General features: G+C 58.6%; 15 protein-coding genes. 12 read left to right on the top strand and 3 right to left on the bottom strand.

Annotated features, from left to right (window positions below):
• Nucleotides 1-21: 21 nt before the first annotated feature.
• The gene (locus ACNA0I_RS11325) at nucleotides 22-987 is read right to left on the bottom strand and encodes a Bug family tripartite tricarboxylate transporter substrate binding protein (protein WP_415806108.1); all 966 of its coding nucleotides are present in this window, start codon (nucleotides 985-987) and stop codon (nucleotides 22-24) included.
• A gap of 228 nt (nucleotides 988-1,215) precedes the next feature.
• Here ACNA0I_RS11325 and ACNA0I_RS11330 point away from each other — a divergent pair, with 228 nt between their 5' ends.
• From ACNA0I_RS11330 to ACNA0I_RS11365, 8 genes are all read left to right on the top strand, one after another.
• A complete protein-coding gene (locus ACNA0I_RS11330) occupies nucleotides 1,216-2,127 on the top strand; it encodes an NAD(P)-dependent oxidoreductase (RefSeq protein WP_415806109.1) in 912 nt (303 codons plus the stop codon).
• A 100-nt stretch (nucleotides 2,128-2,227) separates the two neighbouring features.
• Entirely contained in the window at nucleotides 2,228-2,629 is a 402-nt protein-coding gene (locus ACNA0I_RS11335; RefSeq protein ID WP_094820814.1) for a carboxymuconolactone decarboxylase family protein, read from the top strand.
• A 166-nt stretch (nucleotides 2,630-2,795) separates the two neighbouring features.
• A complete protein-coding gene (locus ACNA0I_RS11340; protein WP_415806110.1) occupies nucleotides 2,796-3,776 on the top strand; it encodes a Bug family tripartite tricarboxylate transporter substrate binding protein in 981 nt (326 codons plus the stop codon).
• Nucleotides 3,777-3,780: 4 nt separating this feature from the next.
• Nucleotides 3,781-4,686 carry an NAD(P)-dependent oxidoreductase gene (locus ACNA0I_RS11345; protein WP_415806263.1) on the top strand — a complete coding sequence of 302 codons (906 nt, stop codon included), beginning with the start codon at nucleotides 3,781-3,783 and terminating at the stop codon, nucleotides 4,684-4,686.
• A gap of 43 nt (nucleotides 4,687-4,729) precedes the next feature.
• The gene (locus ACNA0I_RS11350) at nucleotides 4,730-5,419 is read left to right on the top strand and encodes a GntR family transcriptional regulator (protein WP_415806111.1); all 690 of its coding nucleotides are present in this window, start codon (nucleotides 4,730-4,732) and stop codon (nucleotides 5,417-5,419) included.
• Between the two features lie 107 nt (nucleotides 5,420-5,526).
• Nucleotides 5,527-6,030, top strand: a complete 504-nt coding sequence (locus ACNA0I_RS11355) for a sigma-70 family RNA polymerase sigma factor (protein ID WP_415806112.1) — start codon at nucleotides 5,527-5,529, stop codon at nucleotides 6,028-6,030.
• 27 nt (nucleotides 6,031-6,057) lie between these two features.
• Nucleotides 6,058-7,032 (top strand): FecR family protein, encoded by a 975-nt coding sequence (locus tag ACNA0I_RS11360; RefSeq protein ID WP_415806113.1) that lies wholly within the window; start codon nucleotides 6,058-6,060, stop codon nucleotides 7,030-7,032.
• Nucleotides 7,033-7,200: 168 nt separating this feature from the next.
• Nucleotides 7,201-9,579, top strand: coding sequence for a TonB-dependent receptor (locus ACNA0I_RS11365; protein ID WP_415806264.1), 2,379 nt, complete (start codon nucleotides 7,201-7,203; stop codon nucleotides 9,577-9,579).
• A 7-nt stretch (nucleotides 9,580-9,586) separates the two neighbouring features.
• Here the strand turns inward: ACNA0I_RS11365 and ACNA0I_RS11370 are convergent, their stop codons facing one another.
• The gene (locus ACNA0I_RS11370; protein WP_415806114.1) at nucleotides 9,587-10,420 is read right to left on the bottom strand and encodes an aldo/keto reductase; all 834 of its coding nucleotides are present in this window, start codon (nucleotides 10,418-10,420) and stop codon (nucleotides 9,587-9,589) included.
• A gap of 390 nt (nucleotides 10,421-10,810) precedes the next feature.
• Between ACNA0I_RS11370 and ACNA0I_RS11375 the strand changes: the two genes are divergently transcribed.
• The 4 genes from ACNA0I_RS11375 to hpxZ are packed head-to-tail and all read left to right on the top strand — an operon-like array spanning nucleotide 10,811 to nucleotide 13,854.
• Nucleotides 10,811-11,821, top strand: coding sequence for an ABC transporter substrate-binding protein (locus tag ACNA0I_RS11375; RefSeq protein ID WP_415806115.1), 1,011 nt, complete (start codon nucleotides 10,811-10,813; stop codon nucleotides 11,819-11,821).
• Nucleotides 11,822-11,825: 4 nt separating this feature from the next.
• Nucleotides 11,826-12,656: an ABC transporter permease gene (locus ACNA0I_RS11380; protein ID WP_415806116.1), complete on the top strand. Its 831-nt coding sequence runs from the start codon at nucleotides 11,826-11,828 to the stop codon at nucleotides 12,654-12,656.
• A complete protein-coding gene (locus ACNA0I_RS11385) occupies nucleotides 12,656-13,477 on the top strand; it encodes an ABC transporter ATP-binding protein (RefSeq protein WP_415806117.1) in 822 nt (273 codons plus the stop codon). Before ACNA0I_RS11380 ends, ACNA0I_RS11385 begins: the two co-directional genes overlap by 1 nt.
• A complete protein-coding gene (gene hpxZ / locus ACNA0I_RS11390) occupies nucleotides 13,477-13,854 on the top strand; it encodes an oxalurate catabolism protein HpxZ (protein ID WP_415806118.1) in 378 nt (125 codons plus the stop codon). Before ACNA0I_RS11385 ends, hpxZ begins: the two co-directional genes overlap by 1 nt.
• Here the strand turns inward: hpxZ and ACNA0I_RS11395 are convergent.
• On the bottom strand, nucleotides 13,835-14,719 hold the full coding sequence (locus tag ACNA0I_RS11395; protein ID WP_415806119.1) for a LysR family transcriptional regulator: 885 nt from the start codon (nucleotides 14,717-14,719) through the stop codon (nucleotides 13,835-13,837). The genes hpxZ and ACNA0I_RS11395 overlap by 20 nt on opposite strands.
• Nucleotides 14,720-14,871: the final 152 nt, after the last annotated feature.

The raw sequence follows: 14,871 nt of genomic DNA on the forward strand, positions 1-14,871 counted from the left end.
ACGTCAAGCTCGGTACGGCCGTCAGTCCAATCGAATATGGGCCCGTTGGATGATGTCGGTCCATTTCGCTTTTTCGGCGGTCATGAACTGTTGATATTCTTCGTTGGTTCCTTTGTACATCTGCGTCCCTTGCGAGGCCAACCGCTCGCTCAAAGCGGGCGAGGACAGGGCCTTTTGCAGGGCGGTATTTAACGTAGCGACAATCGGCGCCGGGGTGCCGGCCGGGACATACAGCCCATTCCAGGAACTGATTTGCAGTTGGGGAACATGCACGTCTGCGCTGGTAGGCACACCAGGGGCCGAGGGCAGGGGGCTGGGATTTGCCAGCACCAGTGCTCTGAGTTTGCCGGCCTGGACCTGCGGCATGATGACAGGTATGGCGTCCATGACGACGTCGACTTGACCGCCCATTGCTGCGTTGACAGCTTCGATGCCGCTCTTGAACGGCACATGCGTGATATCGACGCCGGACGTGAGCTTGAGCAGCTCCAGACCCAGGTGCGGTGAGCTGGCGTTGCCGGCAGAGCCGAAATTCAGCTGACCGGGATGCGCTTTGGCATACGTCACAAACTGCGCAAAATCCTGAGCCTGGACGCTGGGATGGACGGCGAGCATAAACGGTGAGCTCGATACCAAGCCAACGGGCTGAAAGTCGCGGTTCGGGTCATAGGAGATTTTGTCGCGAGCGAGCGGATTCACGATCTGCGTGCCGACCGTACCCAGGAACAGGGTGTAGCCGTCCGGGGCGGATGTGGCCGCGAGCTGCGCGCCGATCACGCCGCCAGCGCCAGGGCGGTTTTCAATGATCACACTCTGTCCCAGGGCGTCTCCCAATTCCTTGCCCACCTGGCGCGCCACGATATCGGTGATGCCGCCCGCACCAAAGGGCACAATGAGCCGCACGGCACGCTCCGGATAGGATTGCGCCGCGACGGTGCTGCAGCTGACCGCAAAAAGGGCGGAGATAAGAAGCCTGGATACACGCATGATTTTCCCTGACGTTGATTGTAGTTAAAAATGATTCCTTAATGACACGAAGTGTCCTATAGATTTGTGTGTGTCATCAAGGCTCCGCGCGTAGGGGATTTCCCGAGAGGGTGTGCAAGCTGGCCGCTTAAGCCGATGCCCACGCTCAGGGTTATTACTGATGTGCTCGCTTGCGTCATTTCCGTAGGATTGACGTATTGTCATACAATCAGATAAAAGGAGACGGTCGTGGAGAACCAGGAAATCGGCTTTGTCGGGTTGGGGCGCATGGGTCTGCCTATGGCGCGAAACCTGCTGAAAGCCGGATATGCGGTGTATGCCTTCGACGCGTCCGTACCGGCCCGGCGTGCTGCGACAGACAGCGGCGCTGTCTTGGCAGATAGCGTCCGAGCGTTGGCGGATCAAGTCGAGACGATATGTCTGAGCCTGCCGACGCCTGCGATTGTGGAAACCGTCCTGCTGGAGTTACGGCAAGGCGCAAAGGTCCGCCGAGTGATCGACTTGTCGACGATAGGCATACGTGCTGCCCGACGTGCGCAGGAGATCGTCAGCGAGCGCGGTATCGAGTGGATCGAAGCCCCGGTCAGCGGCGGCGTCACTGGCGCCGCGGCAGGGACGTTGACCTTGATGGTGTCGTGCGCGACGAGCGTTCGTCTTCAGGTCGAACCGATATTCCAGGCACTGGGCAAAGTGCTTTACGCCGGTGAGGCGCCGGGTCTGGCGCAAGCCGCGAAACTGGCCAACAACATGTTGTCAGCGGCGGCGTTGGTGGCCTCGTCCGAAGCGCTTTCCATGGCCACCAAGGCAGGCGTCGATCCGGCCGTCGCGCTGGAGATCATCAACGCCAGCAGTGGCCGTAATACAGCGACCACGCACAAGATCCCCAACGAGGTGCTGACCCGCCGTTTTCAGGTGGGATTCGCCAACAAGCTGTCTCACAAAGATGTGACGCTGTGCATTGAAGAGGCCGCGTCCATGGGCATTCCCATGCCTGTCAGCGTCGCGATTCGCGAGATGTTGGCGATCACCACGGCGACCTTTGGCGAGGACGCCGATATTTCGGACGTCGCCCGAGTCATGGAGCAATGGGCTGGCATCACGCTTCGCGGGCATGCAGATGCCCAGGAAATACCGGCCTGATCGTGACCCTCACCGCGGGTGAGGTCTGACACTGCAGGCATGCTTTGCCGCGTTTCTGGCGGCTCTTTTTTTAACGCTTTTTACACTGTCAAGGAAGACTATGAACAATGAACTGTACGAAAAAGGCTTGAAAGTCCGGCGCGAAGTGCTGGGTGCCGAACACGTGGACAAGTCGATCGCCAATGCGACCGATTTCAATCGTATCGCTCAGGAAATCACGACGACGGCGTGCTGGGGACTGTGCTGGGCCAACGATGACCTGACACGCCGTGAACGCAGTTTGGTGAACCTCGCCATGATCAGCGTGCTGAACCGTCCGCATGAGTTGTCGCTGCATGTCAAAGGCGCCTTGCGCAACGGCTTGAAAGAGTCGGAGATCCGCGGCGCGCTGACTCACGTGGCGATTTATGGCGGCATTCCGGCGGGAATGGATTCGTTCCGGATCGCCTCTGAAGCGATCAAGGAGTATCGCGAGGCACAAGCTGCCGGAACCGAGAAATAGGCCTATCCCGCGCCTGCGACCAGGGATGACAACAGAACAACACTGACGGACCACGCCTGCGCATAGGCAGCGCAATATGCAGCGCAGGACGGGGCCGTTCACATCTGGTCGTTCATTTTCAATGTTGGACTGACATCCGCCTGAGACAAGGTGGAGGGAGACACTCATGCGTAAATTTCTTCGCCCCATGCTGGCGGCGACCCTGGCCGTTCTCGCGAGTGCGGCACATGCGGCTTATCCGGAGAAACCGATCACCATGGTCGTGCCTTATGCGCCGGGAGGCTCTACCGACGCGCTGGCGCGCATCGTTGCCGAGGCCATGGGCAAGGATCTCGGCACGACCGTCATCGTTGAAAACCTGGGCGGTGTCGGCAGCGTTCCAGGGGTACAAAAGTTCTTGCGCTCGGCCAACGATGGCTACACGATCATGTTCAGCAATATGGGTTCGTTTGCGATTGCGCCGACCCTGTATCGCAGCATGAAATTCGATCCCAAAACGGAAATGGAGCCCATAGGCCTGGTTGCAGAGGTGCCGATGGTGCTATCGGTCAGCGCGGCCAGCGGCATCAAGAACCTGCCGGATTTGCTTAAAAGGTTGCGCGACCAATCGAAGCCCAGCGTGAATCTGGGCAATGGCGGCCCAGGCAGTACGGCGCACATCGGCGCGGAATATTTTCTCTATCTGACGAAGACGAAAGCCCAGATGGTTCCCTATCGCGGCACTGGGCCGGCGTTGGTCGATCTGATGGCAGGCACGGTCGACATGCTGATCGATCAGACGGTCGCCATGATTCCGGCCAGCAAGGGCGGGCGTGTGGTGCCGTTGGCGGTTGCCAGTCCAGAGCGGGTTCCCCAAATGCCTGACACACCGACGTTTGCAGAGGGCGGCGTGCCGGAGTTCGATATCGCCGTGTGGAACGCCTTGGCTGCGCCGAAAGATACGCCCAAGGATCGGGTGGACAAGCTCGTCAGTGCCCTGAATTATGCGCTGGACGATCCAAAGGTGAAGGACTCACTGGATTCATTGGGCGCGTTGGCGCCGCAGGGCCAGCGCCGCGGTCCCGCCGAAATGGAACGCTTGACGAGCAAAGACCTGGACCGCTTTGGTAAATTGATCCACGACGCGAATATTCCTATCAATCCATAGAACGATATCGAGACAAGACATGACGACACCGACAATCGGATTTATTGGCTTGGGCAGCATGGGAAAGCCGATGGCTCAATGCCTGTTGCAGGCTGGATATTCTCTTGCCGCTTATGACACCAACGCGCAAGCTGTCGCGACGCTGGCGCAAAATGATCGCGTCAGTGCTGCGGCAACACCTACCGATGTGGCCAAACGCGCGTCTATCATCATTACGATGTTGCCGACCAGCGCGATTGTGGAGCAAGTGCTCAACGGTCCCGACGGAGTGTTTTCTGCGGTGCAGCCGGGCGCCATCATCGTTGAGATGAGCTCGGGCGTGCCAACTGCGACGCGGGCTTTGGCTCAGGCGGCGCAGGCCCGCGGGGCCGAATTGGTCGATGCGCCGGTATCGGGTGGTGTCAGCCGCGCGAATACCGGCGATCTATCGATCATGTTCGGCGGGACAGATGCGAGCCTGTCCATCGTCGAACCGGTACTGCGCGCCATGGGTTCCAGCGTCGTGCGCACGGGAGACGTGGGTAGCGCGCACGCGATGAAGGCGCTCAACAACCTGGTGTCGGCAGGCGGTTTCTTGATCGGAATCGAGGCAATCCTGATGGGCAAACGGTTTGGCCTGGATACCGAAGTCATGGTGGATATACTGAATGCCTCGACCGGAATGAACAATTCCACGCAAAAGAAATTCAAGCAGTTCGTTTTGTCGGGAAAGTACAATGCCGGTTTTGGGCTGGAGCTGATGGTGAAAGACCTAGGCATCGCTCTGGGATTGGATGAAAACCATACGGCCGAGTTCTCGCAGCTTTGTCTGAAAACGTGGCGCGCCGCCGCTGAGTCGCTAGGAAAGGGGGCCGATCATACCGAGCTCGCCAAGTTCGTTGCGCAGCGCTGCGATGTGGCTCTGCCATGAAAGACGACTGAGGGGTCCGGCGATAGCGGTCAATAATGAGGCCATGAGTATTCAATTCGAACGTGCCGAAGTCTCGCTGAAGAAACAGGTCATCGATAGCATGCGTAACGCCATTATCGATGGCACGTTTCTGCCGGGCCAGAAACTGGTTGAACGTGAGTTGTGCGAGCTATTCGATGTCAGCCGTTCTCTGATGCGCGAGGCCTTGCAGAAACTAGAAGCCGAAGCGCTGATCACCATCGTGCCGCATCGCGGGCCCGCCGTGGCAGAGATCACGCTGGAAGAAGCTACCTCTATTTATGCTGTGCGCCAGGCCCTGGAGGCATTGGCTGGCGCAGGTTGCGCGCAGCATGCGTCGGAGGAGGACATCGCTGCATTGGAGGTCAGTTTGCAACGCGTGGCCGCTTGTCAGGGAAATGCCGATCAGAAAGCCTTGGTCCAAGCCAAAAATGAGTTTTATCGTGTGTTGCTCAAGGCTTGTGGCAACCCCATCGTGCAAGAAATGCTGACGGGACTGAATAACCGCATCAATTCGCTGCGCCGGTTTTCGATGAGTCAGCCCGGGCGGCTGCCTCATACGGTCAAGGAGTTAAAGGAGATCATCGGCGCCATTCGCAGCCGTGATGCCGAACGGGCATCGAAACTATGTGCCGAGCATGTCGGCAAAGCGGCGACGATTGCTCTGCGCGTGATGGCTGAGCAAAAGCAACAGGCTTCGTCGGCAGAAACCTAGCCTTTTGAAGCGCCTTGGCCAAGGGCGCTGCCGTCGAGGTCGGGCGGGCGGTATTTGTTAATGTAAATAAAAAACATTATCATGTTCGATCTTATCGATCCTCTGTCATGTCAGCCCGCCGATCTCGCCCGCAAGGTTTTCTCGCCTATTACGAAGAGCTGCTCGCGGTCTGGACCCGGAAATTGGGGTGCCGGGAGGCGGCGCGGGATCTTGCGCACGACGCCTTGGTAAAGTGTTTGGAGGCAGGCCGTGCAGACGTGGCGCAGCCGCGGGCGTATCTGCACCAGGCAGCGCGCAACGCCGCCGTCGATGCCTTTCGACGCGATCGCGCCAAGGAATGGGTGCCGCTTGATACCATAGCGACCTATGCCGATCCTTTACATGACCCAGTCTCTCAGGCACGCGCCAGCCAACTCGGCCATGCCCTGGAAGCCGCCCTGCAGGAATTGCCGCTCAAGTGCCGACAGGTGTTCGTCTGGCAGCGCGTGGAGGGCCTGACGCAGGCCGAGATCGCTCAACGCCTGGGGTTAAGCAAAAACATGATCGAGAAATACATGATTCGTACTGCCTTGCATTTGCGGGAGCGATTGGGGGCCTATGCGCCGGATTGATTGCCCGCTCGTGATAGAGGTTTTGCTGTGAGTGCCGCCGTCGGATCCGATCCTATTCGTGCCCAGGCGGCCCAGTGGTTTGCACGCGCCCATTCTGGCGAGTGGGACGATGCGGCTCGGGCCGAGCGGGATGCGTGGCTGGCGGCCGATCCACGCCATGCGTATGAGTACCGTATGTTGGAATCCATCTGGCAGGCGGCTGCCGACATACCGCAAGAGCGCCTGCAAGCATTGGCCACGGCGCGGCCGAGGCGTGTTGGCGTGAATCGGCGTCAGGCTGCCGCGGCGTTCTGTACGGGCGCACTTGTGCTTGGACTGGCGGTCTGGCACTGGCCCCGCGGCGTGATCGAGATGGAATACCGCACTGCTTCAGGCGAGCGGCAAACCGTGACCTTGTCAGACGGCTCTGTGGTCGAGTTGAACAGCGGCAGCCATATTCAGGTGCGATTTGATGACACGGCGCGGCGAGTGAAGTTGCTGGCTGGCCAAGCGTTGTTCTCGGTGGAAAAGGACGCCAAGCATCCATTTCTGGTTGACGCAGGCATTGGCACGGCCTTGGTCACGGGAACGCGGTTCGATGTGCGCCGCGATACCGATCAGGTGTCAGTGGTGGTCGAGTCCGGTTCGGTCAGTGTGGCAGGGCGCGATGATACCGAGCCTGTTGCCGTGGTGGCGGGTAACGCCGTGCGTATAGGCGCCAATGGCCGTGCCGAGCCGCCGCAGCATGTGGACGTAGCCACGGAATTGTCGTGGCGCAAGGGGCAGATCGTGTTTCGTGGGACGGACTTGGCCAGCGCGGCACGCGAAGTCTCGCGTTATCGTCAGCAGCCTGTCGTCTTAGCCGGACAACCATCATTGGGAAAACTACAGATCAGCGGCGTTTTCCGGACGGACGATACGGACGCGTTCCTCGCGGCGTTGCCGCATTTTCTGCCAGTGCAAGTACGTCAACTGGCTGACGGCCGTCGGGAAATCGTTGCCGCCACCGCTGTTACAAAATAACCGGCCCGGCGATTCAGGTTTTTCTCTGATATTTCGTCTTCTCTCTGATTGAGCTGGGCGGCGCGGTTGCCGCCGTCAAACAGGATTGGAGTCGACAAGGTGAAGCGAGGGAAATTGGGGAGCGGGGCGCGGGTACGTCCATACCTGGGGCCTGTGGGAGTGGCATTGATGCTGAGTCTGGGGACCGTCAATGTCCAGGCACAGCCGGCGCCGGTCGAGATCAATATGCCTGCTCAATCGCTGGATCAGGCGTTGCGGGATCTGGCCCAAACGCATGGCCTGCAGATTTTCTATACCCCGCAAACGGTGGCTGGTTTGAATGCCCCCGCGGTCTCCGGGCGCATGTCGCCGCAGCAGGCACTGGACGCGTTGCTCAAGGGCACTTCCTTGCACGCCCGGAAAGAGGGCGCAGCAATCATTGTCGAGTCTAATGCAGCTGCCGCGTCTACAACGGCAAGTGATCCGGCGGTCATGGCGCCGATTGAAGTGTCGGCTTCGCGCACGTCGAGCAATCTGGTGAGCCCCGTGCAGCAGACGATTGTGTTGGAGCGCGATGCGCTGCAAGAGCTGCGCACGGGTTCAGGCAACCTGGCTACGGTGTTGGCAAAGGCCGTGCCCGGCATGGCGGACTCGAGCCGCACTATCACTGATTACGGGCAGACGTTGCGGGGCCGCGGCGTGCTGGTGTTGGTCGATGGTATTCCGCTCAATACGAATCGGGACTCCTCCCGGAATTTGGCCAATATCGATCCCGCTACGATCGAGAGTGTCGAGGTATTACGAGGCAGCAGTTCCATCTACGGCGCGGGTGCGACGGGCGGGATTGTGTCGATTACGACTCGGCCGGCTGGCGGGGAGTTTGTCTCGGAGACGACCCTGACCGGTGTGAGTCCTTTGACGCGCTTGCATGCCGATGGATTGGGCGGCCAGCTGCAGCAACATTTTGCGGGCAGCGAAGGGATACTGGATTATTCCTTTGACTTGGGGGCCCGTCACAATGGGGCCTCGTACGATGCCCACGGCCGACGCATTGCACCCGAGCCCAGCCAAGGTGACCTGTTTGATTCCAATATCTATAGCCTGGGAGGCAAACTGGGGCTGCGCATCGACGAGAACCAGCGTGTGCAGCTTTCCGCCAGCTATTACAACGCAGACCAGGATTCTGATTACACCTCGGATCCATCGGTAGCACGGCTCCCGCCGGGCACTGCGCGGGCATTACCCATGAGCGGTCTGGAGCTCGTCGACCAGAATCAGATCCGCAATACGCTGGTGAACCTGGAGTATCAGCATCTGAATCTGTTGGGCAGCAAAGTCACGGGGCAAATGTATTACCGCGACTACTTTACGCGTTTCACCCCGTTCGATGCCCGTGCAGTGGTTACCCGGGGAAATCAGGTCGATCAGGTGACGCAAAACTCCAAGGTGCTGGGTGGACGTCTGACGGTCGATACGCCTTTGGGGGAACAGTCCAAAGTTCTCTGGGGCGCTGATTTCAATCAGGAACGCAGCGATATGCCGCTCGATATTTTCGACGCGGCGGCGTATGACGCCAGCGGTGGCCGGGTATTTCGCAAGACCGGCCGGTTGACGTATATGCCCGAGTTGACCACGCGCAGCACGGGCGTGTTCGCGCAGTTGGAGCATCGCTTCAATGAGCAATGGTCAGCTCAAGGCGGAATACGTTACGAATATGCGACCGCAAAGTTCGACGATTTCGTGCCCTTGTCTCAATTGCGCGTGCCGTCGCCTGCGACGGTGGATGGTGGGGCGGTCAGCTATGACGCTTTTCTGTTTAACGCGGGGTTGGCCTATGCGCCTGTAAAGGGGCAGGAGTTCTATGCCAATTTCAGCCAGGGATTCCAACTGCCCGATATCGGCGTGCAGATGCGCAATGCGCGGCCGGGATTCGATATCGAATCGTCGGACCTGCAGCCAGTCAAGACCAACAACTACGAGTTGGGATGGCGCGGTGGCATAGGTAGCAACACCTCGGCCTCGTTGGCAGTGTTTTACACCACGTCAAAACTCGGGGATGTGCAGAGTTTCAACAATGGCCTGATCCTCACGCGTACGAAAGAGCGCATCTACGGTGTCGAAGGAACCGTCGATTACCTCACGGATGACGAAACCTGGGGCGCAGGCGGAACCTTTACCTGGATGAAAGGCCGCGAACAGCCCGAGAATGGCGATTGGCAGGATATGACGGGCTTTCGTATTCCTCCGATCAAGCTCACCGCATATTTACAGTACCGCCCCACTGAACGATGGAGCACCCGGGTGCAAGCGAACTACTTCGGCGCCGAGGACTATCGTCTGGATGGAAAAGAGGGCTTTGGGCGCCGCGACGTCAGCAGTTATTTCACGGTGGACCTGATGAGCCGGTATGAGTTCACGCCCAAGGACACCTTGATCGTCGGCGTTGAAAATCTGTTCAATCGTGATTACTACCCGCTCTATAGCCAACTGATGCGCAGCAGTACGAACACCAGCCGTTTACCGGCGTCGGGGGCGTTGTTGACGCTGACGTATCAGCATCGTTGGTGATACGAGTTCAATGCCCAAATCGTTCCGCATCCAACATATTTGGATCGGGACGATCCAGCGCGTTCAATGCAGCGACTTCATCATCTGATAGCTGAAAATCAAAAATATTCAGGTTCTGCGCCTGTCGCGTCGGGTCGGAGGATTTGGGCGCGGGCACAAAACCACGCTGGGTATGCCAGCGCAACACGACCTGAGCCGGCGTGCGGCTGTGACGTTTCGCCACGGCGGCAATCGCCGGGTCGGCCAGCATGTCACCCCCGCGGCCAATGGGGCTCCATGTTTCCGTGACAATGCCGTGGGCCTGGTGCAGCGCGACGATGTCACTGCGTAGATGATACGGGTCCAGTTGGATCTGATTCACATGCGGTACCAGACCCTGGTCCAGCAGACGCTGTAAGTGCGGCACGGTGAAATTGGACGTCCCGATGGCGCGTACCAGACCGGTTTCCAACAGCTGGGTCAGCCCTTGGAAAGCCTCGACGTACCGGTCCTGTTTGGGATTGGGCCAGTGGATCAACAGCAGATCGATATAGTCCAGGCCCAGGCGTTTCAAGCTCGCCTCGCAGGCCTGCCGAGGGCCTTCGAGGCTATGCCATTCGCGGTTGAATTTGGTTGTGATGAATAGTTGATCGCGCGCGACGCCAGACGCACGGATGCCTGCACCTACGCCGGCTTCATTGCGATAGTTCTCTGCGGTGTCGATGAGTCGATAACCCATCTGCAAAGCACCGGAGACCGCACGCGTTGCCTCTGCGTCGTCCATAGGCCATGTGCCCAGCCCTAATTGCGGCATGGCTACACCATTGCTCAGTGCTACGGTGGGGGCGATGTTGCTGCTCATGGTCGGCTCCTGTGATGAATGCTCTTGCCATGATACGACGAGCGGCCTGAACACGAAATGACACGCGCGTGAACTAGGGTAGGCAAAGGCGCGAGAGCGGCGGCCACAGATATTGCATTCGATTGCGCAGGCGGCGGAATAGAAGGTGTGGAACACAGAAACGAGGGCATTTGTGCACCGATGTGGTGCGTTCGCGTGCAAGCGGGCACAGTAGCGGTGCGCACGACTTCTGCGACGTCAGGAAAGAAGCCGAGCGGTCTGCAGCGGGACGGCTGGTTTCCCGAGAGGGCACCTCGGTGTCAGGGCAATATGGCATGGATTTTGCGAGACGGTATACAAGCCTGGATTCCCGATGAGTCCGCCCCTAGTCTGCTGTTATTGGAGTTCCTCATGAGCAAAGCTTGTTCCGCTACCCTGTTGGCCAGTGCCAGCCGCCGCCGCGTGTTGCGTTCCAGCGCCGCATTGTTTGGCGTGCTGGCCGCCCCTGCGCTGGTGCGAGCTCAGACAGCACCCAAAATTCGCATCGGTTTCTGGCCGGTTGCGTCAGGGTTGCCGTTTTACGCCGCACTGGAGAAAGGCTATTTCAAAGAGGCCGGCCTGGATGTAGAAGGACAGAAATTTGCCGGTGCTCAGCAAGTCATGGAAGCCATGCTGGCCGGCCGCTGCGACGGCAGCTCCAACGGTACCGGGTCCGCCAACTTGGGAATTGGCGAAATCGCACAACCCGGCCTGTTCAAAATTTTCTGCACCAACCCCACCAACGTCAAAGACGTATTGGATGAATTCATCGTCGCCAAGGATAGCCCCTATAAAACCGTAGCGGATTTCAAGGGCAAGCGGATTGCGTGCGGCCCGGGAATTCAGAACATGACGTTGGCCAAGACTATGCTCGAGCGTGCTGGCGCCACGGGTGCGTCAGTCATTGAGTTACCTATCGGCCAGCACGTCGCAGCGGTGGCTGCGGGGCAGGTGGAGGGGTGCTACACGCTGGAGCCCACCGGTACGGTGGGGCGGCTCAATGGCACGACGCGTGTGCTGGAGGCCGGCGTCGTGGCGCACTACATTCTGGGAGACCCCATGGCGCCGTGGCATGGCGGCTCGGCCAGCCTGACGAGCGAATTCCTGAAAAAGAATCCGGACGTGGCGACCAAATTCATCGCGGCCTATCGCCGTGGCATCGATCTCGTGCGCAATCAGCCTGACGAGGCTCGGCAGTATATGAAAGGCTACACCGCGATCGAAGGCGCACTGACCAAGGAAGTCCCTCTGGCAGCCTACGTCATGTACGACGAATTCAAACCCAGTGACGTGGAATATTTTCAGAAGTACTTCGATCTGTTTACCGAGAAACAGATCTTCGCCCGCAAGATCGATGTCGCTGGACTGATTTACAAGGCCTGACCTCATGGAAAAATCTGCAGTTTCTTCCGGGACGGGCACGTGGGCTCCGCCCGCTTCGCATGATGCCGCGCCGCCACGTGCGCCATTTAGCGATCGGCTGTTGCCGTTTGTCGGGCCGATCGTGTTGTTCATCATTTGGGACCTGGTCGTGCGGATGGGTTTTGTCAAGCCGATCCTGTTGCCAGGACCGGTGGACACGCTCGTGGCACTGGTGCAGGGGTTGGCCGGCGGCGACTTGTTGACGGATTTTCTCGTGACCGTCAGCCGCACGCTGCAAGCCTTCGCGATTGCCGCCGTGATCGGCATGCCCCTGGGTGTTTTGCTGGGCAGCAACGAGCGCGCTTATCGCAGTGTGGAGTTCTTGGTGGATTTCTTTCGGTCTACACCGTCCTCCGCGTTGATTCCGCTGTTCCTGTTGATTTTCGGCGTGTCCGATTTCAACAAGGTAGCCATCGCGGCATTTGGCGCATTGCTGATTGTGATTTTCAACAGCGCCTATGGTGTGATCAACGCGCGTAAGCAGCGCGTCATGGCCGCCAAGGTGATGGGGGCCTCTCGTTGGCGCATCTTCAAGGACGTGCTGGTATGGGAAAGCCTGCAACCCAGTTTTGTCGGGCTGCGCTCGGCGGTGTCGATGGCGCTGGTGATCGTGATCGTGGCCGAGATGTTTATCGGTTCTGAAAACGGTCTGGGTCACGCCATCATCGATGCCCAGCAAATCCTGAATGTCAAAACGATGTATGCCGCGATCCTGGCGGCGGGGGCGTTGGGCTATGTCCTCAACATCCTGTTCCTGGTGATCGAGCGCCGTGTCGTACATTGGAGCGGACGATAATGAGTGCTGTATTGAATGTTCCGGCTTATGCCGATGTGCCACCCCCACGGTTTACCCCCGGACCTGCGGGCACGCATATCACCATACGCGGTCTGACCAAGTATTTTGCGGGTTGGCCGCTGTATGAGAATTTCGATCTCGACATCCCGAAAAACCGCATCGTGTCGGTGTTCGGCCCCAATGGCTGCGGCAAGAGCACGCTGATCAACATGATCGCAGGCCTGATCCCCATTGATCGCGGCGAGATCCTGTTTGACGGCAAGTCGCTGAAAGACACTCGCATCGGTTATGTATTCCAGAACTATCGCGAAGCGATGTTTCCCTGGATGCGCACGATCGACAATATTGCCTATCCCTTGATGCTGGAGGGAAAGACCAAGGTCGAAGTCGATCGCCGGATGGAGGAGCTGATCGCGTCGTTTGACGTGAAATTCGATTTGAACCGTTATCCTTACGAGTTGTCGGGCGGTCAGCAGCAAACGGCATCGATCATGCGTGCCTTGGCGCCAAAGCCCGAGGTCCTGTTTCTGGATGAGCCTTTTTCTGCATTGGATTTCGAGATGACCTTGTTCATTCGCGAAAAATTGCAGGAAGTGTTCATGCAAACGGGTACGACCATGCTGTTGGTGTCGCATGATCTCGAGGAAGCCGTCTATCTCGCCGATCAGGTGTTGCTGCTGACTAAACGGCCAACCCGCGTTGCCGAGATTCTCGACTATTGCGACGCACGGCCGCGTACCGTCGAGACGCTGTCTCAGCCCAGTTTCATCGAGACTAAAAAACTCAGCCTGGAAATCTTTCAACGTGAGGTACGACGGTAATGGAGATCAACCTGCCAGAAGTCGTGGCCGAGGTGACAGCACAATTCGGCCGCTATGAAAAGGCCCTCACAGGCAATGACGTTGCAGTGTTGGACGAATTGTTCTGGGATAGCCCGCATACTTTGCGTTATGGCGCAGGCGAAAATCTATACGGCTATGACGAGATCCAGGCCTTTCGCGCCGGCCGGCCGTCAAAGGGGCTGGATCGAGAGGTGCTCAAGACGGTGATCACGACATATGGCCGGGATTTCGCCACCTGCAACATGGAGTTCCGGCGAGAGGGCATAGCCGGAACCGGGCGTCAAAGCCAGACATGGGTACGTACGCCTGGCGGGTGGCGTGTGGTGGCGGCCCATGTCAGCCAGCTGAAACCGTAGCGGCGCTTTTCTGTAGCAGATGGACGAAGGCATGGGCGATGGTGCTCAAGGGGGCACGTTTGCGGTAAAGCACGCCTATCGTGCGGCGGCAATCTTTTCCCGGCAGGGCTTGCGCCTGCAAGCCTTCCATGTCGACGCCTTTCAGGGCGCTGCTGGGCAGAATCGTGATGCCCATGCCGTTGCGCACCATGCTGACAGCGGTGCCCATATAAGCGACTTCGATAGCGGGTGTGATGCCGGGACGGTTCGCGAGAATCGCGCGGTCTGCGGATCCCATGGCCAGCATGATGAGCGGGTAGTCGCCAACGCGGTGCCATTTCAGGGGCTCGTCGAAGATGGCGTGCTGCACCGGGGCGACGACGACCAGATCGTCGTGAAAGAGTTGCATGAATCCTAACTCGGGGTCGCCGTTCAGCTCAGAGCCGACGCCCAACTCTACCTCGCCGCGTTTGACTGACTCGATGACGGCGACATTCAACTCTTCGCGCATACGGATGCGTACATTAGGGTAATCCTGGTTGAATCGGCCTAGCACTTCTGTCAACAGGCCAAAGGACAGCGATGGCAGGGCCGACAAGAGCAGTTGGCCGCTGCGTCCGGCGCCCACGTCGATGGCACGGCCATAGGCCTGCCGCAGGTCGTGCAGGATAGGCGCAATTTCTCGGTGAAAGGTCGCTCCCGCTGGCGTCAGCCGGCACGAACGCGTGGTGCGTTCGAATAATTGCAGCCCGAGGTCATGCTCGAGTTCGCGTATTTGCACCGAAAAGGACGGTTGGGTAATGCACAGTTCCTCTGCCGCCTTGGCAAAGGATCCCAGTTTGGCGGCAAGTGTAAAGGCCTGCAGTTGCCGGTACTTGATGTTCATTACCGTTCCCCGTTTCAAGCGTCCGCATCAACACCGGTCCTTGCTGCATGCATTGGCAGCGGCCAATACTCCGATATTCGAGACCGGCTTGGGACTTAGTTTTTTTCGAATAATGCTTGGATATTATCCAATAGTTATTTATTAAGTAATCC

The sequence above is a fragment of the Bordetella muralis genome, from assembly GCF_965139205.1.
Taxonomy (GTDB): domain Bacteria; phylum Pseudomonadota; class Gammaproteobacteria; order Burkholderiales; family Burkholderiaceae_B; genus Bordetella_A; species Bordetella_A muralis.

Excerpts from the sequence above, each read along its gene's own strand:
- ACNA0I_RS11335 (WP_094820814.1), top strand. The coding sequence starts at position 2,228 with ATGAACAATGAACTGTACGAAAAAGGCTTGAAAGTCCGGCGCGAAGTG.
- ACNA0I_RS11385 (WP_415806117.1), top strand. The coding sequence starts at position 12,656 with ATGAGTGCTGTATTGAATGTTCCGGCTTATGCCGATGTGCCACCCCCA.
- ACNA0I_RS11340 (WP_415806110.1), top strand. The coding sequence starts at position 2,796 with ATGCGTAAATTTCTTCGCCCCATGCTGGCGGCGACCCTGGCCGTTCTC.
- hpxZ (WP_415806118.1), top strand. The coding sequence starts at position 13,477 with ATGGAGATCAACCTGCCAGAAGTCGTGGCCGAGGTGACAGCACAATTC.
- ACNA0I_RS11365 (WP_415806264.1), top strand. The coding sequence starts at position 7,201 with ATGCTGAGTCTGGGGACCGTCAATGTCCAGGCACAGCCGGCGCCGGTC.
- ACNA0I_RS11350 (WP_415806111.1), top strand. The coding sequence starts at position 4,730 with ATGAGTATTCAATTCGAACGTGCCGAAGTCTCGCTGAAGAAACAGGTC.
- ACNA0I_RS11395 (WP_415806119.1), bottom strand. The coding sequence starts at position 14,719 with ATGAACATCAAGTACCGGCAACTGCAGGCCTTTACACTTGCCGCCAAA.
- ACNA0I_RS11375 (WP_415806115.1), top strand. The coding sequence starts at position 10,811 with ATGAGCAAAGCTTGTTCCGCTACCCTGTTGGCCAGTGCCAGCCGCCGC.
- ACNA0I_RS11380 (WP_415806116.1), top strand. The coding sequence starts at position 11,826 with ATGGAAAAATCTGCAGTTTCTTCCGGGACGGGCACGTGGGCTCCGCCC.
- ACNA0I_RS11355 (WP_415806112.1), top strand. The coding sequence starts at position 5,527 with ATGTCAGCCCGCCGATCTCGCCCGCAAGGTTTTCTCGCCTATTACGAA.
- ACNA0I_RS11370 (WP_415806114.1), bottom strand. The coding sequence starts at position 10,420 with ATGAGCAGCAACATCGCCCCCACCGTAGCACTGAGCAATGGTGTAGCC.
- ACNA0I_RS11325 (WP_415806108.1), bottom strand. The coding sequence starts at position 987 with ATGCGTGTATCCAGGCTTCTTATCTCCGCCCTTTTTGCGGTCAGCTGC.